The sequence below is a fragment of the Actinocorallia longicatena genome, from assembly GCF_039534125.1.
GTDB classification, from domain to species: Bacteria; Actinomycetota; Actinomycetes; order Streptosporangiales; family Streptosporangiaceae; genus Actinocorallia; species Actinocorallia longicatena.
Genome location: NZ_BAAAUV010000032.1, coordinates 1 through 23,954, shown reverse-complemented (window position 1 = coordinate 23,954; position 23,954 = coordinate 1). Strand labels below are relative to the sequence as shown.

At 70.8% G+C, this 23,954-nt stretch carries 24 protein-coding genes; 16 read left to right on the top strand and 8 right to left on the bottom strand.

All coding sequences use genetic code 11. The features are described 5' to 3' along the window. Positions 1–48 precede the first annotated feature (48 nt). The 3 genes from ABD785_RS35845 to ABD785_RS35835 all read left to right on the top strand — a co-directional run bounded on the left by ABD785_RS35845 (position 49) and on the right by ABD785_RS35835 (position 3,288). On the top strand, positions 49–744 hold the full coding sequence (locus ABD785_RS35845) for a YdcF family protein (protein ID WP_344837652.1): 696 nt from the start codon (positions 49–51) through the stop codon (positions 742–744). A gap of 35 nt (positions 745–779) precedes the next feature. Further along, positions 780–1,991: a deoxyguanosinetriphosphate triphosphohydrolase gene (locus ABD785_RS35840; protein ID WP_344837649.1), complete on the top strand. Its 1,212-nt coding sequence runs from the start codon at positions 780–782 to the stop codon at positions 1,989–1,991. 61 nt (positions 1,992–2,052) lie between these two features. Continuing rightward, positions 2,053–3,288: an NAD(P)/FAD-dependent oxidoreductase gene (locus ABD785_RS35835; protein ID WP_344837646.1), complete on the top strand. Its 1,236-nt coding sequence runs from the start codon at positions 2,053–2,055 to the stop codon at positions 3,286–3,288. 20 nt (positions 3,289–3,308) lie between these two features. Here ABD785_RS35835 and ABD785_RS35830 read toward each other — a convergent pair whose 3' ends face one another. The 7 genes from ABD785_RS35830 to ABD785_RS35800 form a co-directional block, all read right to left on the bottom strand. Then, a complete protein-coding gene (locus ABD785_RS35830) occupies positions 3,309–4,580 on the bottom strand; it encodes an ABC transporter ATP-binding protein (RefSeq protein WP_344837643.1) in 1,272 nt (423 codons plus the stop codon). Between the two features lie 114 nt (positions 4,581–4,694). Then, positions 4,695–5,423, bottom strand: coding sequence for an urease accessory protein UreD (locus tag ABD785_RS35825; RefSeq protein WP_344837640.1), 729 nt, complete (start codon positions 5,421–5,423; stop codon positions 4,695–4,697). Beyond that, a complete protein-coding gene (gene ureG / locus ABD785_RS35820) occupies positions 5,423–6,082 on the bottom strand; it encodes an urease accessory protein UreG (protein WP_344837637.1) in 660 nt (219 codons plus the stop codon). Before ureG ends, ABD785_RS35825 begins: the two co-directional genes overlap by 1 nt. A gap of 22 nt (positions 6,083–6,104) precedes the next feature. After that, positions 6,105–6,764, bottom strand: a complete 660-nt coding sequence (locus tag ABD785_RS35815; protein ID WP_344837634.1) for an urease accessory protein UreF — start codon at positions 6,762–6,764, stop codon at positions 6,105–6,107. Then, positions 6,764–8,473: an urease subunit alpha gene (locus ABD785_RS35810; protein WP_344837631.1), complete on the bottom strand. Its 1,710-nt coding sequence runs from the start codon at positions 8,471–8,473 to the stop codon at positions 6,764–6,766. The genes ABD785_RS35815 and ABD785_RS35810 overlap by 1 nt, the downstream gene beginning before the upstream one ends. Further along, the gene (locus ABD785_RS35805) at positions 8,466–8,798 is read right to left on the bottom strand and encodes an urease subunit beta (protein ID WP_344837628.1); all 333 of its coding nucleotides are present in this window, start codon (positions 8,796–8,798) and stop codon (positions 8,466–8,468) included. The genes ABD785_RS35810 and ABD785_RS35805 overlap by 8 nt, the downstream gene beginning before the upstream one ends. Continuing rightward, positions 8,795–9,097: an urease subunit gamma gene (locus ABD785_RS35800; protein ID WP_344837625.1), complete on the bottom strand. Its 303-nt coding sequence runs from the start codon at positions 9,095–9,097 to the stop codon at positions 8,795–8,797. The genes ABD785_RS35805 and ABD785_RS35800 overlap by 4 nt, the downstream gene beginning before the upstream one ends. A gap of 372 nt (positions 9,098–9,469) precedes the next feature. Here ABD785_RS35800 and dnaG point away from each other — a divergent pair, with 372 nt between their 5' ends. The 8 genes from dnaG (at position 9,470) to pyrF (ending at position 18,462) form a co-directional block, all read left to right on the top strand. Beyond that, a complete protein-coding gene (gene dnaG / locus ABD785_RS35795; RefSeq protein ID WP_344837622.1) occupies positions 9,470–12,262 on the top strand; it encodes a DNA primase in 2,793 nt (930 codons plus the stop codon). Positions 12,263–12,335: 73 nt separating this feature from the next. Next, positions 12,336–13,481, top strand: coding sequence for an RNA polymerase sigma factor RpoD (gene rpoD / locus ABD785_RS35790; RefSeq protein ID WP_344837744.1), 1,146 nt, complete (start codon positions 12,336–12,338; stop codon positions 13,479–13,481). A 64-nt stretch (positions 13,482–13,545) separates the two neighbouring features. Beyond that, complete coding sequence (locus tag ABD785_RS35785) at positions 13,546–13,929, top strand: YbjQ family protein (RefSeq protein WP_344837621.1); 384 nt, start codon at positions 13,546–13,548, stop codon at positions 13,927–13,929. Between the two features lie 138 nt (positions 13,930–14,067). Continuing rightward, positions 14,068–15,180 carry an iron uptake system protein EfeO gene (efeO, locus tag ABD785_RS35780; RefSeq protein WP_344837619.1) on the top strand — a complete coding sequence of 371 codons (1,113 nt, stop codon included), beginning with the start codon at positions 14,068–14,070 and terminating at the stop codon, positions 15,178–15,180. A 4-nt stretch (positions 15,181–15,184) separates the two neighbouring features. Continuing rightward, positions 15,185–16,459, top strand: coding sequence for an iron uptake transporter deferrochelatase/peroxidase subunit (efeB, locus tag ABD785_RS35775; protein WP_344837616.1), 1,275 nt, complete (start codon positions 15,185–15,187; stop codon positions 16,457–16,459). 20 nt (positions 16,460–16,479) lie between these two features. Further along, positions 16,480–17,274 (top strand): glutamate racemase, encoded by a 795-nt coding sequence (locus ABD785_RS35770; RefSeq protein ID WP_344837614.1) that lies wholly within the window; start codon positions 16,480–16,482, stop codon positions 17,272–17,274. 61 nt (positions 17,275–17,335) lie between these two features. After that, positions 17,336–17,569: a hypothetical protein gene (locus ABD785_RS35765; protein ID WP_344837611.1), complete on the top strand. Its 234-nt coding sequence runs from the start codon at positions 17,336–17,338 to the stop codon at positions 17,567–17,569. A 62-nt stretch (positions 17,570–17,631) separates the two neighbouring features. Beyond that, entirely contained in the window at positions 17,632–18,462 is an 831-nt protein-coding gene (gene pyrF, locus ABD785_RS35760) for an orotidine-5'-phosphate decarboxylase (protein WP_344837608.1), read from the top strand. Between the two features lie 15 nt (positions 18,463–18,477). On the opposite strand, the gene ABD785_RS35755 is transcribed toward pyrF, so the two are convergent. Then, the gene (locus ABD785_RS35755; protein WP_344837605.1) at positions 18,478–19,734 is read right to left on the bottom strand and encodes a molecular chaperone DnaJ; all 1,257 of its coding nucleotides are present in this window, start codon (positions 19,732–19,734) and stop codon (positions 18,478–18,480) included. A gap of 185 nt (positions 19,735–19,919) precedes the next feature. Between ABD785_RS35755 and ABD785_RS35750 the strand changes: the two genes are divergently transcribed. The 5 genes from ABD785_RS35750 to ABD785_RS35730 all read left to right on the top strand — a co-directional run. Continuing rightward, positions 19,920–20,495, top strand: a complete 576-nt coding sequence (locus tag ABD785_RS35750; protein WP_344837602.1) for a TerD family protein — start codon at positions 19,920–19,922, stop codon at positions 20,493–20,495. A 78-nt stretch (positions 20,496–20,573) separates the two neighbouring features. Further along, positions 20,574–21,152, top strand: coding sequence for a TerD family protein (locus ABD785_RS35745; protein ID WP_344837599.1), 579 nt, complete (start codon positions 20,574–20,576; stop codon positions 21,150–21,152). A gap of 55 nt (positions 21,153–21,207) precedes the next feature. Then, positions 21,208–22,290 (top strand): DUF475 domain-containing protein, encoded by a 1,083-nt coding sequence (locus tag ABD785_RS35740; RefSeq protein WP_344837596.1) that lies wholly within the window; start codon positions 21,208–21,210, stop codon positions 22,288–22,290. 185 nt (positions 22,291–22,475) lie between these two features. Next, positions 22,476–23,627 carry an HpcH/HpaI aldolase/citrate lyase family protein gene (locus ABD785_RS35735; protein ID WP_344837593.1) on the top strand — a complete coding sequence of 384 codons (1,152 nt, stop codon included), beginning with the start codon at positions 22,476–22,478 and terminating at the stop codon, positions 23,625–23,627. Continuing rightward, the coding region (locus tag ABD785_RS35730; protein WP_344837590.1) for a phosphoribosyltransferase domain-containing protein at positions 23,627–23,954 on the top strand (328 nt) is incomplete at its 3' end. The genes ABD785_RS35735 and ABD785_RS35730, both read left to right, overlap by 1 nt.

Here is a 23,954-nt window from a genome sequence, read left to right as displayed (position 1 = left end):
CCGCCGTCGTCCTCCGTCATCTGACCTAATGTGGGTACCGAGATGGCGATGGACGTGGACGTGGACGAAGAAGCCGAAGAGAGCACTCCCGAACCCGCCGCCGGGCGCAGGCGCGCACGGCGGCGGCCCCGGTTCCTGTCGTGGCTGGGGCGCGCGCTCTTCGTCGTGGTCGCGATCGCGGTGCTGACCCCCCTGACGGTCGGCTTCCGGGTCTGGTACGAGGCCAGGCAGGACCACCATCCGAAGTCCGACGCGATCATCGTCCTGGGCGCGGCCCAGTACGACGGCAAGCCCTCCCCCTACCTCAAGGCGCGCCTCGAGCACGCCTACGAGCTCTACAAGGAGGGCGTCGCCCCGGTCATCATCACCGTGGGCGGCAAGCAGATGGGCGACAGGACCACCGAGGCGGCCTCGGGCAAGGTGTACCTGATGAACGCCGACCACAAGGTCCCCGCGGGCAGCCTCATCGCCCTGGAGACCGGCAGCGACACCCTGACGAGCATGGTGGCGGTGGGCAGGGAGTACAGGGCGAAGGGCTGGAAGACCGGGGTCGTGGTGACCGACCCGTGGCACAGCCTGCGCTCGGACAAGATGGCCTCCGACAACGGGATCAGGGCCGTGTCCTCGCCGACCCGGTCCGGGCCGAGCGTCCAGACCCGCGACACCCAGTTCAGCTCGATCGTCCGCGAGACCGGCGGCTACCTGTACTACGTCCTGCTGGGACGCTCCCGAGGCAAGATGTAAACGCGGATGTCACCTTGTCGCTCTACCATCAGGAGATGAACGGCTACACCTCGCGTGACATCCAGCGTTGGGCCCCCGAACCGCCGAAGCGGCGCGACCGCACGGCGTTCGAGCGGGACCGCGCCCGCGTCCTGCACAGCGCGGCGCTGCGGAGGCTGGCCGCCAAGACCCAGGTCGCCGATCCCGGTGCCCACGACTTCCTGCGCACCAGGCTCACCCACTCGCTCGAGTGCGGCCAGGTCGGGCGCGAGCTCGGCAAGGTCCTCGGCTGCGACCCCGACCTCGTCGAGACGGCCTGCCTCGCCCACGACCTGGGGCATCCGCCGTTCGGCCACAACGGCGAGAAGGCGCTCGACGACTTCGCGCAGGCGTGCGGCGGGTTCGAGGGCAACGCCCAGAGCCTGCGGCTGCTGACCCGGCTGGAGTACAAGTCCTTCGCCGCCGACGGCCGCAGCGTCGGGCTGAACCTGACCCGCGCGACCCTCGACGCGACCATGAAGTACCCGTGGCGCAAGCAGGAGAATCCGCGCAAGTACGGCGTCTACGACGACGACCTCGAGGTCGCGCTGTGGGCCCGCGAGGAGGCTCCGGAGAACCGGACCTGCTTCGAGGCCCAGGTCATGGACTGGTCCGACGACGTCGCCTACTCCGTGCACGACCTGGAGGACGCGCTGGTCTCCGGCGCGGTCCGGCTGCCGCTGCTGTCGGATCCCGCGGCGGCCAGGGAGGTCGCGGCGACCGCGGCCAAGATGTACTGCGACGCCGAGGTCCCCGAGCTGGAGGAGTGCTTCGCGGCCCTGCGGAGCCAGCCGTTCTGGCCGCGCACCCTCGACCTCACCGCGTCCGGCTACGCGTCGCTGAAGGACCTGACGAGCTGGCTGATCGGCCGGTTCTGCATGGCCGCCGAGCAGGCGACCCGCGAGGCCCACGGGCCCGGCCGGCTGACCAGGTACGCCGCCGACCTGATCGTGCCGCGGCACGTCCGGCTGGAGGTCGGCCTGCTCAAGGCGATCACCGCGCACTACGTGTGGACCTCCTACTCCGAGACCCGGGCCCACCAGCGCGACGTGATCGCCGAACTCGCGGAGGCCATCGCGGCGGGGGCGCCCGACACCCTCGACCCCCTCTTCCGCTGGGCTTACGCCGACGCGGCCGATGATTCGGCGAGGCTCAGGGTCGTCGTCGACCAGGTCGCTTCTCTCACCGACACCTCCGCCCTCTCCCTCCACGCCCGTCTCGCTGGGTAGGTGGACAGTTACTCCTCCGGCTGTTCATATGAACTGAGGTTTTCCCGGACGAGGAGGTCCCATGCCCGCGCTCGAGTCCTATGTGATCGCCGGTGCCGGCCTGGCCGGTGCGAAGGCCGCGCAGACGCTGCGCGAGGAGGGTTTCGAGGGGAACGTCCTGCTCGTCGGCAGCGAGACCGAGCGCCCGTACGAGCGGCCCGCGCTGTCGAAGAGCGTCCTGCTGAACCGGGAGCCGGCCGACTCGGTGTACGTCCACGAGGAGGCGTTCTACCGCGACCACGACATCACCCTGCTGACCGGCACCACGGTCCTGTCGATCGACCGCGACCGGAGACGGACCCGGCTGTCGGACGGCAGCGAGCTGCGCTACGACCGGCTCCTGCTCGCGACCGGTGCCGCGCCGCGCAGGCTGCGCGTCCCCGGGGCGTCGCTGCCGGGCGTCCACACGCTGCGCACCCTCGGCGACTCCCTCGCCCTGCGCGAGCAGCTGCGCGAGGGCGACCGGCACGTGGTCGTCGTCGGCGCCGGCTGGATCGGCCTCGAGACCGCGGCCGCCGCCCGCGAGTACGGCAACCGCGTCACGGTCGTCGACGTCGAGTCGACCCCGCTGCACGTCCCGCTCGGCGCGGAGGTCGGCGCGCACTTCGCCGCCCTGCACCGGCGCAAGGGCGTCGAGTTCGTCTTCGAGGACGGGCTGTTCGCCGTCCGCGGCACCGGCTCGGTCGACCACGTGACGACCTCGCGCGGCGCAGAGCTCCCCGCCGACCTCGTCGTCGTCGCGGTCGGCGTCGCCCCCGGCACCGGCCTGGCGAAGGCCGCGGGACTGAAGGTCGACAACGGCGTGGTCGTCGACGAGTCGCTGCGCACGAGCGATCCCGACATCTTCGCCGCGGGCGACGTCGCCAACGCCCACCATCCCCTCTACCAGCGGCACATCCGCACCGAACACTGGGCGAACGCCCTGCACAGCGGCCCGGCCGCCGCCCGCTCCATGCTGGGCCGCGAGGTCGCCTACGACCGGGTGCCCTACTTCTACTCCGACCAGTACGACCTGGGCATGGAGTTCTCCGGCTTCGCCGAGCCCGGCTGCTACGACCGGATCGTCTACCGCGGCGACCCCGCCGGCGGCGAGTACCTGGCCTTCTGGCTGCGCGCGGGCCGCGTGGTCGCCGGGATGAACGTCAACGTCTGGGACGTCACCCAGGACCTCCAGGCGCTCATCCGCGCGCAGGTCCCGGTCGACCGGACCCGCCTGGCCGACCCGAAGACCCCCCTCGCGGAACTCCTGCCCGGCTGACTCCGGACCCGGCACCCGTCCTAACGGCGGACCTGGTCGACGCGGCGGCCGTCGGGGCCGAAGAAGAGGGCGCGGTCGAGGTCGACGGCCAGATGGACGTCGGCCCCGCGGGACATGCCCCGGGCGTGGCCGGCGCGGAAGAGCAGGTCGGTGCGGCGGCGGGCGCCGGGCTTGGCCGCCTCCTCGGCCGGTGCCTCCGGCGTGCGGCGCAGGAAGCGCTCGCGCAGGCCGAGGCCCGTCCTGGACTCGGCGGCGGCCGGGCGCGGGCGGGTGCGGGTGCTGCGGCCGACCGTGTCGACGTCGATGCCCGGGATGTTGGCCTGGGCGAAGGCCATCCACTCGTGGCCGTGGAACTCCGCCGTGCGGAGCTTGGCGGTGAGGACGGGACGCCCGTCGGGGGCCGTCACGGCGTGCAGGGCGTCGGGGCGCAGGCCGACGATGACCGGCCCGCCGTGCAGCGGGATGAACGAGCCCGCCCGGGGGTCGGTCCACGGCAGGACGATCTGCTGGTCGCCGAGCTGGATGACGACGCCCTCGCCCTGGACGGCCCACGCGGTGCCGCCGAGCAGGTTGATCTGGGGGGAGCTGAGGAAGCTGGCGGTGAAGACCGTCGCGGGGTCGTCGTAGACCTGCTGGGGCGTGCCCAGGTCCTGCAGGACGCCGTCGCGCATGATGCCGATGCGGTCGGCGAGGGTGAGCGCCTCGACCTGGTCGTGGGTGACGTAGATCGTGGTGGCGCGCAGGCTGCGGACCATGCCGCCGATCTCCATGCGCAGCTCGGTGCGCAGCGCGGCGTCGAGGGAGGACAACGGCTCGTCCATGAGGAAGACCTGGGGGTCGCGGACCATGGCCCGGCCCATCGCGACGCGCTGCCGCTGGCCGCCGGACAGGGTGCCGGGCCTGCGGCTGAGCATGGTGTCGAGGCCGAGGGCGCGGGCCATCTCGGTGACCTTGCCGTAGGTCTCCTCGGGGTTCTCCTTGGAGAGCTTCAGCGGGAAGCTGATGTTGTCGCGGACGCTGAAGTGCGGGTAGAGCGCGCCGCTCTGGAAGATCATCGCCACGTCGCGGTCGCGGGGGGCGAGGTCGTTGGCGTGCCGTCCGCCGAGCCACAGGTCGCCCGAGCTGATCTCCTCCAGGCCCGCGATCATCCGGAGGACGGTGGATTTTCCGCAGCCGGACGGGCCCAGGAGGACGAATACTTCACCGTCCCGGATGTGCAGCCGCATATTGTCCACGACGCAGTGGTCGGGAGTGTAGAACTTGCTCACACCGTCGAGGACGACGTCGGACATAGCGGGTCCACCTTGCGCGCCAAAATGAGGATCAGAAATGTGTGCTAGCGCACAATCTAGGGCAAACTAGAACGGAAAAGAAGGTTTACAATCTTGGTATCGGTCGGGTCGCTGTTACTGACCGGTCAGTACCTGTTCGCCCTTTTCCAGTCGCCGCCGCAGTTCCGCCGAATCGGCCGCCAGCGCGGTGACCAGCACCCCTTCCGCCGCGAGCGGCATGACGCCGAAGCCCTCCCCGCCGAGGGCCGTGCCGGTCAGCCCCGGTCCGATCCGCACGACCGCCCCCGCGGCCCTGGCGTCGCCCAGCACCGCCCTGCTCCGAGCCGAGCCGTCCAGCCGCAGCTCGTGCCGGAGCACCGGCCGGTCCCCGCGGGTGACGTCGAGACGGCTGACATGGCGTCCCGGCTCCTCCCCGTACCGGCCGAGCACCAGCTCCTCCGACCAGCGCAGGGTCGCGTCCGGGCCGAGCCGCACCTCGCTGACCGCCCGGTGCAGGCACCCGCGCGCCGCGACCGTCGGCTCCGGGGCGAAGTCGAGATGCCCCCGCACCCGGGCGTCGATCGTGAAGAGGGACTCCTCCCCGGCCGTGCCGGGCAGGGCCAGGGCCGCCGCGACGGACCGGATCCGCAGCGACGCCCCCGCCCCGACGACGATGTCGAGCCGCAGCCTGTCCCCGCCGAGCGGCCCGGCCCCCGCCCCGACGATGTACAGGCCGTCCGGGGTCTCGCGCAGGGCGATGGGGCCGTCCGAGCGCAGCCGGGTGAGCCGGGTCCGCCCGTGGGGCCCCGGCTCCGCCGTGACGGCCGCGTGCGCGGTGAAGACCCGCGTGTCCGCCACCGTCATCAGTGGTGCTGGAACTCGTGGACGAGACCGCGCACCCAGTCGGCGATCTTCGGGACCTCCGGCTCCTCGCGGACCGAGCTGAACACCACCGGACGCCCCTCGCGGACCTTGGCGGAGTCGCGGTCCATCACGCCGAGGTCGGCGCCGACCATCGGCGCGAGATCGGTCTTGTTGATGACCAGCAGATCGCTGCTCGTGACCCCCGGGCCGCCCTTGCGGGGGACCTTGTCGCCGCCGGAGACGTCCAGGACGAAGATCTGCCGGTCGACCAGGCCCTGGGAGAAGGTCGCGGTCAGGTTGTCGCCGCCGCTCTCCACGATGACCAGCTCCAGGTCCTCGAACCGGTGCTCCAGCTCCTCGACGGCGTCGAGGTTGGCCGAGATGTCGTCGCGGATCGCGGTGTGCGGGCAGCAGCCCGTCCTGACCGCGAGGATCCGGTCGTCGGCCAGGACCGCGTTGCGGCGCAGGAAGTCGGCGTCCTCGGTGGTGTAGATGTCGTTGGTGACGACCGCCAGCCGCAGCTCGTCCTTCAGCACCCGGCACAGCGCGGCGGTCAGCGCGGTCTTCCCGCTGCCGACGGGGCCGCCGATGCCCAGCCGCAGCGCCCGGCCGTGCTTCGGCGCGGCGTGGTGCTGGTCGGGTCCGTGGTATCCACCCATGGTCAACTCCTTGTGATTCGGATCAGGACTCGAAGAGCCGCAGGTCGGCCCGGAGATGCTCCTCGGCCCACAGGTCGAGGGCGGGTGCCGAGACGCACGGCAGCGCGGACCAGTCCCCGGCGGCGCAGGCGGCGGCCTCCCGGGCGACGTCGTCGATGTCCCCCGCGAGATCGGCCAGGGCCCGCTGAACTCCCAGGGGGTCCAGCCCCAGCAGCCGGACGGCCGCCGAGGCGGGCCCCCCGACCGACTGGTAGGCCGCGATCCCGGCCGCGTCCAGGACCGAACCGCCCACCAGGCGGGTGACCGCCCCCAGCACGACCGGCTGGTGCGGCAGGCGGCCCAGGCCGTCCAGGAGCGGGTCCGGCCAGGTGCGCCGCGCCGCCCGCAGCAGCGCCCTGCCCTGCGCCCGGGAGGCCGTGCGCTGGGCCGGGCTCGGCGTGCGGGCGTCGGCCTCGGCGTCCAGCAGCTCCCAGCCGCTCCCGCCGGGGGCGTGGTGGCAGGCCGCCGCGGCGATCGCGGCCGTGACCAGGCCCGTGGTCCACAGCCGCCCCGCCAGGAAGCCCGCCAGATCGGGGACGGTCTTCACCGCCCCCGCCGTCACGGCCGGCTCCAGCCCGCCCGAGTGGGCGTGCCCCCCGGCGGGCAGCCGGGAGTCGCTGAGCATCAGCAGATGGGCGTTCATCAGAACAGGAAGTAGCGCTGGGCCATCGGGAGCTCGGCGACCGGCGCGGGCTCGACGGCCTCCCCGTCGATCCGGACGGTGAAGGTGTCCGGATCGACCTCGATCGAGGGCAGCGCGTCGTTGAGCGGCATGTCCGCCTTGGTGAGCCGCCGGGTGCCGCGGACCGGGACCAGCCGCCGCCGGACGTCGATCTTCGAGGCCAGGTCGTCCTCGAGGGCCGCCTCGGACACGAAGTGCACCGAGGTCGCCGCCGCGACGGCGGGGGAGGCCCCGAACATCGGCCGGGGCAGGACGGGCTGCGGGGTCGGGATGGAGGCGTTCGCGTCGCCCATCTGCGCCCACGCGATCACCCCGCCCTTGATGACGAGCTGCGGCCTGACCCCGAAGAACCGCGGATCCCACAGCACCAGGTCGGCGAGCTTGCCGACCTCGACCGAGCCGACCTCGCCGTCCAGGCCGTGGGCGATCGCCGGGTTGATCGTGTACTTGGCGACGTAACGCCGGGCCCGCAGGTTGTCGGCCGGGCCCTCGAGCTCGCCGAGCCGCTGCTTCATCACGTGCGCGGTCTGCCAGGTCCTGATGACGGTCTCGCCGATCCGGCCCATCGCCTGGGAGTCCGAGCCGATCATCGAGATCGCGCCCATGTCGTGCAGGACGTCCTCGGCGGCCATCGTGGTCGGCCGGATCCGCGACTCGGCGAACGCCAGGTCCTCCGGCACCGACGGGCTGAGGTGGTGGCAGACCATCAGCATGTCGAGGTGCTCGTCGAGGGTGTTGACGGTGTGCGGCCGCGTCGGGTTGGTCGAGGACGGCAGCACGTTGGGGTGCGAGGCGACCGTGATGATGTCGGGGGCGTGCCCGCCGCCGGCGCCCTCGGTGTGGTAAGCGTGGATGCCCCGGCCGTTGATCGCGCCGAGGGTCGAGGCGACGTAACCGGCCTCGTTGAGGGTGTCGGTGTGGATCGCGACCTGGACGCCCGAGGCGTCGCAGACCCGCAGGCAGGCGTCGATGGCCGCCGGGGTGGTGCCCCAGTCCTCGTGCAGCTTGAACCCCGACGCCCCGGCCCGCAGCTGCTCCCACAGAGCCGGCTCGGAGACGGTGTTGCCCTTGCCGAGCAGGGAGACGTTCATCGGCCAGGAGTCCAGGGCCTCGAGCATCCGGTGCAGGTACCAGGCGCCGGTGACGGTCGTGGCCTTGGTCCCCTCGGCCGGTCCCGTGCCGCCGCCGATGAGCGTGGTCACGCCCGCGCCCAGCGCCTCCTCCAGGAGCTGGGGGCAGATCAGGTGGACGTGGGAGTCCACCGCGCCCGCGGTGAGGATCTTGCCGTTCCCCGCGATGATCTCCGTGGACGGGCCGATCACCAGGCCGGGGTGGACCCCGGACATGATGTCGGGATTGCCCGCCTTGCCGATCGCGACGATCCGGCCGTCCCGGACGCCGACGTCGGCCTTGACGATCCCCCAGTGGTCGAGGATCACCACACCCGTGATCACCAGGTCGGCGGCGCCCTCGGCCCGGGTCGTCCTGGCCTGGCCCATCGACTCGCGGATGACCTTCCCGCCGCCGAACACCGCCTCGTCGCCCGCCCCGGCGCCGCGCGCCAGGTCGTCGGTGACCTCGATGAACAGGTTCGTGTCGGCCAGCCGCACCCGGTCGCCGGTCGTGGGTCCGTAGAGCGCCGCGTACCTGGCGCGTGACAGTTCAGCCATCGATGCCCCCCTCAAGCCGCAGGCCCGGCACGACGCCGAGACCCGCGAGCGCCACCAGTTCGACCTCCCGGGTGATCCCCGGCTCGAACCGCACGGCCGTCCCGGCGGGCACGTTCAGCCGGAACCCGCGCGCGGCGTCCCGGTCGAAGCTCAGCGCCGGGTTCGCCTGGGCGAAGTGATAGTGCGAACCGACCTGGACGGGACGGTCCCCGGTGTTCTCCACGACCAGCGTGCGGGTCGCCCGGCCGGGGTTCAGCTCGACCGGGCCCTCGCCCGGCACGACCTGGCCCGGCGCGAAGAAGCCCGGGGGCTCGGGCGCGCTCACGGGATCGGCCTGTGCACGGTCACCAGTTTGGTCCCGTCGGGAAAGGTCGCCTCTATCTGGACCGAGTCGAGGAGCTCCGGTATCCCGTCCATGACGTCCTCGCGGGCCAGCACGGACCGCCCGGACTCCATCAGCTCAGCGACGGTCCTGCCGTCGCGGGCGCCCTCGAGCACATGGACCGCGATGATCGCGGTCGCCTCCGGATGGTTCAGCCGCAGTCCCCGGGCCCGGCGCTCACGCGCCACCCCGGCCGCCACATGGATGAGCAGGCGCTCCTGCTCGTGAGGAGTGATCAGCACCTTCGTGACATTAGCGCTGGTCAAAGCCCATCTCTACGGGCGATTTGCCGAGTTAACTCGGATTTAACGGCGGATTCCGACCACGGGCCGGGTGTCCCGACTCCGCGAATGACCACGAGTCGGCCTTCTGTCCAGCGGGCCAGAGCTAACTTCCCGGCCCCCTCCAGGAAACCTGCACGGAACGTTCCACCTCCACACTCCCGTTCATGACGTCCTCCGGCGCCTGGCGCGGGTGTGGGGGGAACGGGCACACGGGACGCCCCGGACCGGCCAGGAAGCCGTACGGCCCGGGGCGTCCCTCTTTCCGCGGACGGCCCCTCACCGGGCGGTCCGGCGGCCCGGACTGTCGGACCGGAGCCGTAGACTCGCGCCATGGCTGGACGGATCCGACAAGAGGACATCGCGATCGTCCGCGAGAGGTCCCCGATCGACGCGGTGATCGGCGAGTACCTCCAACTGGTCGGAGCGGGCGGCGGCAACGCCAAGGGCCTGTGCCCCTTCCACGACGAGAAGACCCCCTCCTTCAACGTCACCCCCTCCCGAGGCCTCTATTTCTGCCTCGAGGGCTCCACGAGGGTGCTGACCTGGGAGGGCGTGAAGCCGATCCGGGAACTGGCCGGGGGAACCCACCGGATCCTCGGCCGGGACGCGAACTGGTACGACGCTCCGTTCCACTCCTTCGGCGAGCAACCGCTGATGCGGATCGTCCTCGGGCGCAACGGCCAGACCAAGGAGATCTTCGCCACTCCCGAGCACCGCTGGTTCGTCAGGTCGGGTCAGTCCCGCAGGACCGAGCGCGAGGTCGTCACCAGCGATCTCAAGCCGGAGCACAGGCTCGCCTCGGTCTTCCCCCGGTCGAGGGTCGCCCGGACCAAGCCCTCCCCGTTCGGGATCGCCCACGGGATCACCTTCGGTGACGGGACGAGGACCGCCTCGGGCAGCAGGGCGACGCTCGACAGCGTCAAGGACGCCCAGCTCCTCAAGTGGTTCCCCTTGAGCCTGGTGACGGAGAACGTCGGGCCGTCCGACCGCGCCCAGCTGCTCGTCCACGGGCTGCCGAACTTCTTCAAGGACCTGCCCGACCCGGATGAGGCCGTCCACTACCTGTACGGCTGGCTGGCGGGGTACTTCGCCGCGGACGGCACGGTGGCCGCGGACGGGACGATCGCGCTGCACTGCGCGGACCGTGAGGTCCTCGAGTTCGTGCGCCTGGTCTGCACCCGGCTGGGGATCGGCACCTACGGCATCACGGGCCATGACCGTGAGGGGTTCCCGGGGCGGGAACCAAGCACCATCTACCGCGTCCACCTGCTCGGAGAGGACCTGTGCGAGGACTTCTTCCTCCTCGACCACCACAGGTTCCGGTGGGACTCGAGCCGGAAGAAGTCCTCCCGCCTGGGCTGGGTCGTGAAGTCCGTCGAGACGACCGACCGGTTCGAGGAGGTCTTCTGCGCCGTCGTCGAGGAGGGCCACGCCTTCGTCCTCGAGGACAACATCCTGACCGGCAACTGTCACGGGTGCGGGGTCGGCGGGGACGTCATCAAGTTCGTTCAGGAGATCGAGCACCTCAGTTTCGCGGAGTCGGTGGAGAGGCTGGCGGCGAAGGCCGGGGTGCAGCTGCAGTACGAGGAGGGCGGGTACGTCCCGCGCAAGGACCTCGGGCAGCGGGCGCGGCTCGTCGACGCGCACAAGGAGGCCGCGGCCTTCTACGCGCAGCAGCTGACCTCGCAGGAGGCGTCGATCGCGCGCAAGTTCCTCACCGAGCGGGGCTTCCAGGCCGCCGACGCCGCGCACTTCGGGATCGGGTACGCGCCGAACGAGTGGGAGGCGCTCGTCGGGCATCTGCGCTCGCGCGGATTCACCGACGTCGAGATCCTCAAGGGCGGGCTGGCCGTCGAGGGCAGGCGCGGGCCCCGCGACAGGTTCAGGGGGCGCCTGATCTGGCCCATCCGCGACCAGACAGGCGACGTGATCGGGTTCGGGGCGCGCAAGCTGCACGACTCCGACGACGGGCCGAAGTACCTCAACACCCCCGAGACCCCGCTCTACCACAAGAGCTCCGTGCTCTACGGGCTCGACCTGGCCAAGAAGGACATCGCCAAGCTGCGCAAGGCCGTGATCGTCGAGGGGTACACCGACGTCATGGCCTGCCACCTGGCGGGCGAGACCACGGCTATCGCGACCTGTGGCACCGCGTTCGGCGACGACCACATCAAGATCCTCCGCCGGATGCTGATGGACCAGGCCGAGGCCCGCGGCGAGGTGATCTTCACCTTCGACGGCGACAGCGCCGGGCAGAAGGCGGCGCTGCGCGCGTTCGAGGACGACCACAAGTTCGCCACGCAGACCTTCGTGGCCGTCCAGCCCGACGGTCTCGACCCCTGCGACCTGCGGATCAAGCAGGGCGACGCCGCCATCCGCGACCTGGTGGCCTCCCGGGTCCCGCTGTTCGAGTTCGCGATCAAGAACAGGATCGAGAAGTTCGACTCCGCGACGGTCGAGGGCCAGATGGCCGCCCTGGACGCCGTCGCGCCGATCATCGCCGGCATCCGCGACGCCGGGATGCGCAAGAGGTACGCCGTCAACCTCGACCGCTGGCTCGGGCTGATGGACGAGGAACTGGTGCTCAGCCGTGTCCAGCAGCACATGAGCGGCGGGCAGAAGCCGCGCAGGCGCCCTCCGGCCGACCCGAACGATCCGACCGTCGAGCTGGAACGCGAGCTGCTGAAGATAGCCCTGCAGCGTCCGGTGGCCCTCGGGCCGCTGTACGACCAGTTCCCGGCCGAGGCCTACACGGTCCCCGAGCACCGCGCGGTCCACGAGGTGATCCTGTCGATCGGCGGCTGCGCCTCGGCCACGGCGCCGCTGGAGTGGGCGTCGCGCCTGCGTGACGCGGCCCCGGGGGAGGAGGTCCGGACGGTCCTGACCCGGCTGAGCGTGGAGTCTCCGAAGTCGCAGGGCAATTCGGACGATCCCTATGCCCAGGCGCTGCTCGTCCGATTCATGGAACTCCAGCTCACGCGGGAGATCGCGACGGCTCAGGCCAAACTCGGGAGGCTGAATCCGGTCTCCGAGGCGGACGAGTACAACCGGCTTTTCGGCGACCTTGTGGCCCTTGAGCAGCGCAGACGTCATCTTCGTGATCGCGGAGTAGAGGGCCTGTGACGCTCCGCCCATAAATTGGGGCCTGCGATCTAGATGTGTTCTGACGCACACTGTCTGCGTGGGCCCTTTGGTAATGCCCAGCGAGGCACCGTCGGTTGAGCAGGTGGCTGACCTCGTCGTACGTGGCAGAGAGCGTGGAGGCGGCGTCACCGTTGACGACGTCGCGGCCGCGCTCGATCGCTCCGAACTGCCGGCCGACGCGCTGGAGCGCGTCGTCCGTTTGCTCGCAGAGCAGGGGGTAGAGGTCCTGGAGTCCGAGGAGGACTCCAAGGAGCTCACGCGAGCGGAAGAGGGAGACCTCAGCAGGCGGGCGCCTACGAGCGACCTGGTCCGCATCTATCTGCGAGAGATCGGCCGCGTTCCGCTGCTGACGGCAGAAGACGAAGTAGAACTAGCCAAATCGATCGAGGCGGGGCTTTTCGCCGAGGAGAAGATGGCGCACACGTCCATCATCTCCCGGACCGAACGGCTCGACCTCGAGATGCTGTCCCGTCAGGGTGTGCGGGCGAAACAGCGTCTCATCGAGGCCAACCTGCGCCTGGTGGTGTCCATCGCCAAGCGTTACGTCGGCCGGGGAATGCTCTTCCTGGACCTCATCCAGGAGGGCAACCTCGGGCTGATAAGGGCGGTCGAGAAGTTCGACTACACGAAGGGGTACAAGTTCTCCACCTACGCCACCTGGTGGATCCGGCAGGCCATCACCCGCGCCATCGCGGACCAGGCCCGCACGATCCGGATCCCGGTGCACATGGTGGAGACCATCAACAAGCTGATCAGGGTGCAGCGCCAGCTGCACCAGGACCTCGGGCGCGAGCCGCTGCCCGAGGAGATCGGCCAGGAGATGGGCCTTCCCCCCGACCGCGTGGTCGAGATCCAGCGCATCGCGCAGGAGCCCGTGTCCCTGCAGTCGCCGATCGGCGAGGAGGACTCCGACCTCGGTGACTTCATCGAGGACGCCGACGCCGTGGTCCCGATCGAGGCGGCCGCGTTCATCCTCCTCCAGGACCAGCTGGAGGACATCCTCGCCACTCTGTCCGACCGCGAGCAGCGCATCATCCAGCTGCGCTTCGGTCTCGCCGACGGGCACCCCCGGACGCTCGAGGAGGTCGGCCGGGAGTTCGGTGTGACGAGGGAGCGCATCCGCCAGATCGAGTCCAAGACCCTCGCCAAGCTGAGGCATCCCTCCCGGGCGCAGATGCTCCGGGAGTACCTCGAATAGGGCGGGACCGACGACATCCCCCGGAGGGGCGACCGGGGGATTTTGTCGCGCTAAGTTGGACTCCATGCTGATCGTGACGACCGACACCCTTCCCGGCTATGAGATCCGATTCGTCCGGGGCGCGGTGTCCGGAATGGGGTTGCAGAGTTCGGGTGCGGGCGGTCTGACGGACGCGCGTCGCGTCGCGATCGAGCGGCTGAAGGCCGACGCCGAGCGGCACGGCTGCAACGCCGTCCTCGGGATGCGGTTCGAGAACACCGTGCTCGGCAACGGCGGCTTCGAGGTGTGCGCCTACGGGACGGCCGTGATGGCCGACCAGGTCGCGGCCGGCGCGCCCGTCCACCACCAGGCGGGCATGGTGCCCCCCGCGCAGCCGGGCGGCCCGTCCTCCGGCGGGATCCCGATGGTCGGCCGCAACATGACGGTTCAGGTGCCGGGCGGCCGCTGAGCGGGGGAGGGTCCGGTAAAGATCGCGGACCGTTACCCAATTCACACCGAACGGGGGCAGTTCCGGCTTGACGGGATGAGCTTAGGGGAGGCTAACTTAGGTCAGCTTTACCTCACACCCCGTACTCTGGAGTTTTGCATGCGGTCCGTCCCCCTCCTCGCTGTCACCGGTCTGCTCTCCGTCACCGCCCTGGCGGCGTGCGGAGGCGAGGACAAGCCGGCCGATCCGAACGCGCTGACGATCACCTCGACCGACACCGAGTGCGAGGTGTCGAAGACCGAGCTGGCGGCGGGCTCGAACACCTTCAAGATCCTTAACAAGGGCACCCAGGTCACCGAGGTCTACTTCTACGGTCCCGACGGCAAGATCGTCTCCGAGAAGGAGAACATCGGCCCGGGCACCAACTACGACATCACGGTCAGCCTGTCCTCCGGTGACCAGCAGATCGCGTGCAAGCCCGGCATGGTCGGCGACGGCATCAAGCAGAACATCAAGGTCTCCGGCCAGGCCTCGGCCCTCGACCCGCGCCTGACCAAGGCCGTCGCGGACTACCGCGCCTACATCGACGCCCAGATCGCCGACACGATGGCCAAGACCCAGAAGTTCGCGGAGTCGGTCAAGAAGGGCGACGTCGACGGCGCCAAGGCCCTCTACGCCCAGTCCCGCTTCGGCTGGGAGAGCATCGAGCCGGTCGCCGAGGCGTTCGGCGACATCGACCCGAAGGTCGACCTGCGCGAGGCCGACCTGGAGTCCGGCGACACCTGGTCCGGCTGGCACAAGATCGAGAAGGCCCTCTGGGTGAAGAAGACCACCAAGGGCGAGGAGGGGACCGCCGACCAGCTGCTCGCCGACCTCAAGACCCTCCAGGACCAGGTCCACACCGTCGACATCACCCCGGCGTCCATGGCCAACGGCGCCAAGGAACTCCTGGACGAGGTCGCCACCGGCAAGATCACCGGCGAGGAGGAGGCGTTCTCCCACACCGACCTCGTCGACTTCCAGGCCAACCTCGACGGCGCCCAGAAGGTCTTCGAGCTGCTCAAGCCGGTCGTCGTGGAGAAGGACGCCGCGCTCGACAAGACGCTCACCGACGGCTTCGCCACGCTCCAGACGCTGCTGAAGAAGTACGACGAGGGCAACGGCGCCAAGACCTCCTACGACAAGGTCAAGCCCGCCGACCGCAAGGAACTGTCCGACGCGGTGAACGCCCTCGCCGAGCCGCTGTCCAAGCTCGCCGCGACCGTGGGGTAGTGCGATGACCGAGGAGAACGCCGAGAAGACGCCCGTCGAGAAGACGAGCACCGAAGCCGCCGGCCGTGCCACCGGGCTCAGCCGCAGGGGCGTCCTCGGCGCGGGCGGGGCCGGTGTCCTCGCCGGCGCCGCCCTCGGCGCCGGGCTGGTGAGCGTCGCGCGCGCCGACGACTCCGCCGCGCCGACCTACGGCGGGCGGATCCCCTTCCACGGGGACCACCAGGCCGGGATCGCCACCCCGGTCCAGGACCGGCTGCACTTCGCGGCCTTCGACGTGGTCACCACGGACAGGGCCAGGCTCGTGGCGATGCTGCGGGAGTGGACGATCGCGGCCGAGGCCATGACCGCCGGACGCCCCGCGGGCCGCGGCGCGGTCGGCGGGAACGTCCTGGCCCCGCCGGACGACACCGGCGAGGCCCTCGGGCTCGACGCCTCCCGGCTGACCCTGACCATCGGTTTCGGCCCGTCCCTGTTCGGGCGGTTCGGGCTGGAGGGCAGGCGCCCGGCGGCCCTGGTCGACCTGCCGCACTTCCCCGGGGACCGGCTCGACCCGGCCCGCAGCGGCGGCGACCTCTGCGTCCAGGCCTGCGCCGACGACCCGCAGGTCGCGGTGCACGCCGTCCGCAACCTCGCCAGGATCGGCTTCGGCGTGGTGTCGGTGCGCTGGTCGCAGCTCGGCTTCGGCAAGACCTCCTCGACGACCCCCGACGCCCAGACGCCCCGCAACATGATGGGCTTCAAGGACGGCACGGAGAACGTCCCCGGCACCGACGCGGCCCAGCTGGACGAGCACGTCTGGGCCACCGCGGAGGACGGCGCGGACTGGATGGCGGGCGGGTCCTACCTGGTGGCCCGCCGCATCCGGATGCACATCGAGACGTGGGACAGGACCGGCCTGCGCGAGCAGGAGGACATCATCGGCCGCGACAAGGGCGAGGGCGCCCCGCGCGGCCGGCAGAAGGAACGCGACAAGGTGATCCTCGAGGCGATGAAGCCGGACGCCCACGTCCGGCTCGCCCATCCCGACACCAACGGCGGCGCCAAGATCCTGCGCCGCGGCTACTCCTTCACCGACGGCACCGACGGCCTGGGCCGCCTCGACGCCGGCCTGTTCTTCCTCGCCTACCAGCGGAACGTCACCAAGGGGTTCGTCCAGATCCAGAAGAGCCTCGGCGCCGACGCCCTGAACGAGTACATCCAGCACGTCGGCAGCGGTGTCTTCGCCGTTCCCCCCGGCGTGGCCAAGGGCGGTTTCTGGGGCGACACGCTGTTCACCTGAGCACCGCTAAAGTGCCCGTCATGCGCATCGCCCTCGTCGACTCGGGATTCGGCCTGCTGGCCGCCGCCGCGGCCGTGCGGGAGGCCAGGCCGGACGCGGATCTGGTCCTGTCGAACGACGTCGAGGGGATGCCGTGGGGGCCGCGGACGCCCGAGGACATCACCGAGCGCGTCCTGGCCTGCGCCGGGGCCGCGCTCGACCTCGAGCCCGACGCGCTGATCGTCGCCTGCAACACCGCCAGCGTCCACGCGCTGCCGGCGCTGCGCGAACGGCTCGAACCCGGCCTGCCGGTGATCGGCACGGTCCCGGCGATCAAGCCGGCCGCCGCCGCGGGGGAGGCCTTCGCGGTCTGGGCGACGGTGGCGACCACCCGCAGCGCCTACCAGGCCGATCTGATCGCCCGGTTCGCCCCCGGCCTCCCGGTCGCCGCGGTGGCCTGCCCGGGGCTCGCCGAGGCGATCGAGCACGCCGACGAGGACGCCCTGGCCGAGGCGCTCGCCGACGCCGCGTCCCGCACGCCCGCGGGAGTGCGCCGGGTGGTCCTCGGCTGCACCCACTACGAGCTGGTCGCGGCGGAGATCGGGGCCGCCCTCGCCCGCGGCGGCCCGGCCCCCGAGCTGTTCGGTCCCGCGGCGGCGCTGGCCCGCCAGGCCCTCGACCGGCTCGGCGAGCAGGCGCGGCCGGACGCGTCCGGAACGGGCGGCCTGGTCCTCCTCCAGAACGGCCGCTCCACCCCGATCCCGGCCGCGCTGCTGCGCTATCCCCAGACCCGTGTCCTGGGATCGGTGCAGGTGGAAGGTGCCACCCCGGTGTGATCGGCGTTACAGTGGTCGATCTATGCGTTGTGGAATGTGTGGTTCTGAGCGGTTGAGCCCTGTGGGGGAGCTTTATCCGGCGCACAAGTGGCTGGAGCGGATGGAGCTGAGGTTCGCCAAGAAGGGGTTCCTCTCGGCGAAACCGACCTTCGTCGCCGGATACGGCAGGGCCTGCCGGGACTGCGGCCATGTCGCCCTCCTGCTGGACGACGCGAGCCGCCGCAGGCTCGACGAGGTCGCCGACCGGCTCGACGACGTCGAGGGGCACGCCCCCGAGGGCGAGAGACGCACGTAACAACGGCTTCCCTGTCCGGACATGTCATCCTTGACTGTTTCGCATCCGACGAGGGGAATGTTGTGAGCCGGTCCTTCGGTCAGCGTCTGTGGTCTTCTCTGCAGGAGAGGGGACCCCTGTGCGTGGGGATCGACCCGAGCCCGGCCCTGCTGGCCGCGTGGGGGCTGCCCGACACCCCCGAGGGCCTCGAACGCTTCTCCCGGACGGTCGTCGAGGCCGTCGGCGACCTCGTCGCGGTCGTCAAGCCGCAGTCGGCCTTCTTCGAGCGGCACGGCAGCCGGGGGATCGCGGTCCTGGAGACGGTGCTGGCGGAGCTGCGCCGGCGGGGCACCGTCGTCGTCCTCGACGCCAAGCGCGGCGACATCGGCAGCACCACGGCCGCCTACGCCGACGCCTACCTCGACCGGTCGAGCCCCCTGTCCGCCGACGCCGTGACCGTCACGCCCTACCTCGGTTTCGGCTCGCTCCAGCCGATGATCGACAAGGCGGCCGAGCACGACGCGGGCCTGTTCGTCCTGGCCAGGACCTCCAACCCGGAGGGCGCCGGGGTCCAGCTCGCCGTCGCGGCGGACGGCCGCACGGTCGGCGGGACCATCCTCGACGAGGTGGCGGCCCTCAACCGCGGGGCCGCCCCGCTCGGCTCCCTCGGCGTGGTCCTGGGCGCGACCCTGACCGGGCTCGCCGCCGACGTCGCCGGCCTCAACGGCCCCGTCCTGGCCCCCGGCGTCGGAGCCCAGGGCGCCGACCCCGCCGGCCTGCGGCGGACCTTCGGCACCGCCGCCACCGTGGTCCCCTCGGTCTCCCGCGGCCTCCTGGCCAGGGGGCCCGGCGTCGCCGACCTCCGCGAGGGCGCCCGCCGCCTCATCGACGAGTGCGCCGAGGCCCTGTCCTGAATCCCAGGCCGTGTCTCAGCGAGGGCTGTGCTCGGAGCGGATGATCTCGACGACGTCGTGGGCCTGCTGGGTGATCGACCTGAGCTCCTTGAGGTAGGCCCAGTAGTCGGGGTGGCCGCCCTCCAGGGTGCCGGGGGCCCTCTCCAGCCGGGCGACCAGGGCGTCCAGGGCCTGGGCGTGGCGGGGGGCGGCACCGCCGGGCTGGGCGACGGCCAGCCGCTGGGCGTCCCTGACGGCGAACCGCGCCTGCTCCAGCGGCTTCCCCGGATCGGCCTCGGCCTCGCGCAGGTCGTCGACCCGGTCGGTGACGGCCTTCGCCCGGCGCTCGGCGTCCTTCAGCTCCGCCCGCGCGGCCGCCAGCGACCGCGCCACCTCGCGCCACTCCTGGCGGCCGGCCGCGGCGTCGGTCTCGGCGATCCGCTCCCGCGACCGCTCGAGGGCCTGCTCGATCGCGTTCGGCGCGCCCTGCAGGTCCTGCCAGCAGGCCGCCGCGTAGGAGCGGCGCAGCACGCTCATGGCGTCCACGACCCGCTCCCTGCGGCCCGCGACCATCTGGACCCGGGTCCGCACCGAGGCGAGGTCGTTGCGCGTCTTCTGCACGGCCACCGCCAGGGCCCGCGCCTCCTCGGCGACGCCGCCCGCCCTGGCCGTGATCTCCTCGGCCCTGCGCATCGCGCCCTGGAGCCCCAGCCCGCCGAGCCCGGCGCTGTTCAGCTCGGCCAGCAGCGCCTGGACGGCCTCCAGATCGGCCTCGACCTCCCCGGTCCGCATCCCGGCGTCCCGCGCCGCCGTCACGGCCTCCTGGGCGCTCTGAAGGGCCGCCTGGGCCGCTCGCAGCCGCGGCGGGAGCTGGTCGAGGGACGACTCGAGCCTGGCGAGCTGCGGCTGGATCTCCGCGGCGACCTGGTTGATCTCCGCGGTGACCCGCTTCAGGGTCTCCGTGACGCCCGACAGGGCCCGGTGCCCGGCGTCGTACTCGGCGAAAGCGCGGTTCACGTCGTCGAGATCGTGGGCGTCCACGATCGTGATGTAGGCGAGGGCGGCCTCGTTGGCCGTGGCGTCGGCCCGCTCGAAGCGCGGCCGGAGCCGGTCGGCCGCCGTGAGATCGAGATCACCCAGGAGCGTCAGCCGTCCGCCGACGTACTTCTGGGCCTGATCCATGTCGTAGAAGGCCTCCGCGGCCTGCTCTTTCGCCTGCAGGGCGGCGGTCTGGGCCTGCTCCGCACGGGCGTCCCTGCGCCCCCGGCGGCGCTGGTCACCAGGTCTCTGCACCCTGCCTCCTCCGACGAGATGTCTGGGTCTCCATCCCACCACGCCCGGTTCCGGACGCAAAAGAGTGATGACCTTGGCGAGAAGAGGGGAACCGATAGCATCGCTGAGACGTCTGTCAGGGCGAACTGGTTCGCTCAGTTCCCGATCGAGTCTCATTCGAATCCAACGAATCCCTGGAGGCAAAGATGCCGGTCAGCCTGAGCAAGGGCGGAAACGTCTCGCTGAGCAAGGAGGCCCCCGGCCTCACCGCCGTGATCGTCGGACTGGGCTGGGACGTCCGCACGACGACCGGCACCGACTTCGACCTCGACGCGTCCGCGATCGTCGTCGACGCCGGCAACAAGGTCATCTCCGACGGACACTTCGTGTTCTTCAACAACCTCAAGACCCCCGACGGCGCCGTCGAGCACACCGGCGACAACACCACCGGCCAGGGCGAGGGCGACGACGAGCAGGTCAAGGTCAACCTCGCGGGCCTGCCGCCGAACGCGGAGAAGATCGTCTTCCCGGTGTCGATCTACGACGCCGTCAACCGCGGCCAGAGCTTCGGCCAGGTCCGCAACGCCTTCATCCGCGTCCTCAACCAGGCCGGTGGCACCGAGATCGCCCGCTACGACCTCTCCGAGGACGCCTCCACCGAGACGGCCATGATCTTCGGTGAGCTCTACCGCAACGGCGCCGAGTGGAAGTTCCGCGCCGTGGGCCAGGGCTACGCTTCGGGCCTCACCGGCATCGCGCAGGACTTCGGGGTGAACGTCTGATCCGGCCCGAACGGGCCGGTCCCATCACCGGCTGATCCCTCGGACCGGCCGATCCCTCGTCAGTAGGAGCGAACAACCATGGGCGTCTCCCTCGCCAAGGGCGGCAATGTCTCACTGAGCAAGGCCGCCCCCAACCTCACAGCGGTCACCGTCGGCCTGGGCTGGGACGCCCGGGCCACGACGGGCTCCGACTTCGACCTCGACGCCTCCGCGCTGATGCTCGGCGGCAACGGGAAGGTCGTCTCGGACGCGCACTTCGTGTTCTTCAACAACCTCAAGAGCCCGGACGGGTCCGTCGAGCACACCGGCGACAACCTGACAGGTGAGGGCGAGGGGGACGACGAGTCCATCAACGTCGATCTGGCGAACGTGCCCGATCAGGTCGACCGGATCGTGTTCCCCGTCTCGATCTACGACGCGGTCAACCGCGGCCAGAGCTTCGGCCAGGTGCGCAACGCCTTCATCCGCGTCGTGAACCGTGCCGACGGCTCCGAACTGGCCCGCTACGACCTGTCGGAGGACGCGTCCACCGAAACGGCCATGGTCTTCGGTGAGCTGTACCGCTACAACAACGAATGGAAGTTCCGGGCGATCGGCCAGGGGTACGCCTCCGGTCTGCACGGGATCGCACAGGACTTCGGCGTCAACGTAGGTTGATCGCCGCTCGACAGTGGCCCGCCGGCCCTTACCGGCGGGCTACGGAAACTTAGGCATGATTCTTCGCACGTTCGGCTGGTCCTTCGCCGTCACTCTTCTCGGCCTGATCGCAGCCTTCCTCTATGACAGCACCGAGGGCCTGGCCCTCGTGGCGATCCTGGCCGTACTGGAGATCTCGCTCTCGTTCGACAACGCCGTGGTCAACGCCAAGGTGCTGGAACGCATGAGCCCGTTCTGGCAGAAGATCTTCCTGACGGTCGGCATCGCGATCGCGGTCTTCGGCATGCGTCTCGTCTTCCCCGTGATCATCGTGGCGATCACGGCCCAGCTGGGCCCGGTCGAGGCCGTCCAGCTGGCGCTGAACGACCACGAGGCGTACCAGGAGAAGATGGAGTTCGCCTATCCGATGATCGCCGCCTTCGGCGGCATGTTCCTGATGATGCTGTTCCTGGACTGGATCTTCGAAGAGCGTTCGGTGCACTGGCTGTCGTGGCTGGAGAAGCCGCTCGTCCGCATCGGCAAGCTCGACCAGCTCTCCGTGGTGATCGCCGGCGGTTCGCTGGCCGCCGCGGCGTTCTGGTGGGCCGACGACGCGCACCGCGAGAACGTCCTCATCGCGGGCATCCTGGGCATGATCACCTACATCCTCGTGAACGGGCTCGGCTCGCTGTTCGAGATCGACGACGACGAGGAGGAGGGGGCCGAGAAGAAGTCCGGCGGGCCCACCGCGCTGGCGCAGGCCACCGGCAAGGCCGGGTTCTTCCTGTTCCTCTACCTCGAGGTCCTCGACGCGTCCTTCTCCTTCGACGGCGTCATCGGCGCGTTCGCCATCAGCACCGACCCGATCATCATCGCGATCGGCCTGGGCGTCGGCGCGATGTACATCCGGTCGCTCACGGTCTTCCTGGTCCGCAAGGGCACGCTGCACGAGTACCGCTACCTGGAGCACGGCGCCCACTGGGCGATCGGCGCGCTCGCGGTGTTCATGCTCGTCAGCATCGGCAGCCACCTGTCGGAATGGATCACCGGTGGCGTCGGCGCGGGCCTGATCATCATCTCGTTCATCAGCTCGGTCCGGCGCAACCGGCAGGACGACGAGAACGACACCGAAGCGGCACTGGAATCCAGCCGAATCTGATTCTGCCTCTTTGCCCGGCCCTGGCCCGTTAACGGCCAGGGCTTTTGGTTTTAACACGGCGATAACCGGCGTTTCGGATGCATCGTGCTGTTATGGGTAATATTTCATTCGTTGGCCCCAGAAGGCGGAACTACGAACGTGGTCCCTACGTTGTGCGGCCGAAGCGAACGGAAGGGTTCTCAGCCGTGCGTCATTTCGACCACATCGACGTCGCCCGCCGGGCCTCGCTGTTCCATGTCCAGCCCGGCGAGTTCGACCGGGACGGCGATCCCGACATTCTCGCCATGGCCATGGGCGCCACCCTCTACAGTCCCGCGACGCGTCCCCATCTCGCCCGCGACATCGCCAAATGCCACCGCCAGGGCGTCCGCAGCATGGTCCTGTGCCTGGAGGACTCCATTCCCGACGGCGAAGTCGCACAGGCGGAGCGCAATCTCGTCGCCCAGCTCCAGGCCGTCTCGGCGGACGAGGCGCCGCTGCTGTTCGTGCGGGTCCGCGAACCCGCCCAGATCCCGGACCTGACGCGCAGGCTCGGCCCGGCGGCCGGGCTGCTGACCGGGTTCGTGCTGCCGAAGTTCGAGGCGTCCGGCGGCAAGGCCTACCTGGACGCCCTCGGCGACGCCACCAAGATCAGCGGATTCCGGCTGCTCGGCCTCCCGGTGATCGAGACGCCCGAGGCGATCTACCGCGAGACCCGGGCCGGGGTCCTGCACGACATCGCCCGGCTGCTCGCCCACCACCGCGACAAGGTGCTGGCCGTCCGGCTCGGCGCCGCCGACCTCTGCTCCGCTTACGGCCTGCGCCGCCCGCGCGATCTCACGATCTACGACATCCAGCCGGTCGCCGGGCTGATCTCCGACGTGGTGAACGTCCTGGCCAGGGCGGACTCGACCGGATTCGTGGTCTCGGGGCCCGTCTGGGAGTACTTCTCCGGCGGCGAGCGGCTGTTCAAGCCCCAGCTACGGCAGTCGCCGTTCGAGGAGAACCAGGCCGGGCCGCTGCGCAGCCTGCTGATCGGCACCGACCTCGACGGGCTGATCCGCGAGGTCACCCTCGACAAGGCCAACGGCCTCACCGGCAAGACGGTCATCCACCCGAGCCATGTGGCGGCCGTCCACGCGCTGATGGTCGTCACGCACGAGGAGTACTGCGACGCCACCGACATCCTCGGGGTCGAGGCGGGCGGGGCGATGGCCTCCAGCTACAGCAACAAGATGAACGAGGCCAAGCCGCACCGCGCCTGGGCCGAGCGGACCCTGCGCCGCGCCCGTGTGTTCGGCGTCGCCGCCGAGGACGTCGGCTTCGTCGACCTGCTCACCGCCGCGGTGGCCGCCTGATGGCATGGCCGGGGGAGTGGGTGACCGGGCGGCTCGACCTCGTGCTGACCACGACGGCCGAGCCGGTCGGCGTCGGGCTTCCCGCGCTGGTCGGGCTGGCGGTGCGGCGCAATCCGCGCCGGGCCCACCTGCTGGTCTCCACGGTCCTCGGCAAGCACGTGCCGACCGATCCGCGGCTCGTCCACGGGGCCGGCCTGCTGCTCGGAAGCCTGGTCGCGGTGGTGCTCGGCGGCTCCGCCGGGCCGCCGCCCGAGGCCGGCGGCCTGCTGCGGGCGGCGCTCGGCGGGGAGCCGGGAGCGGCGCGGCGGCTGCGCGACGCCCTGGCCG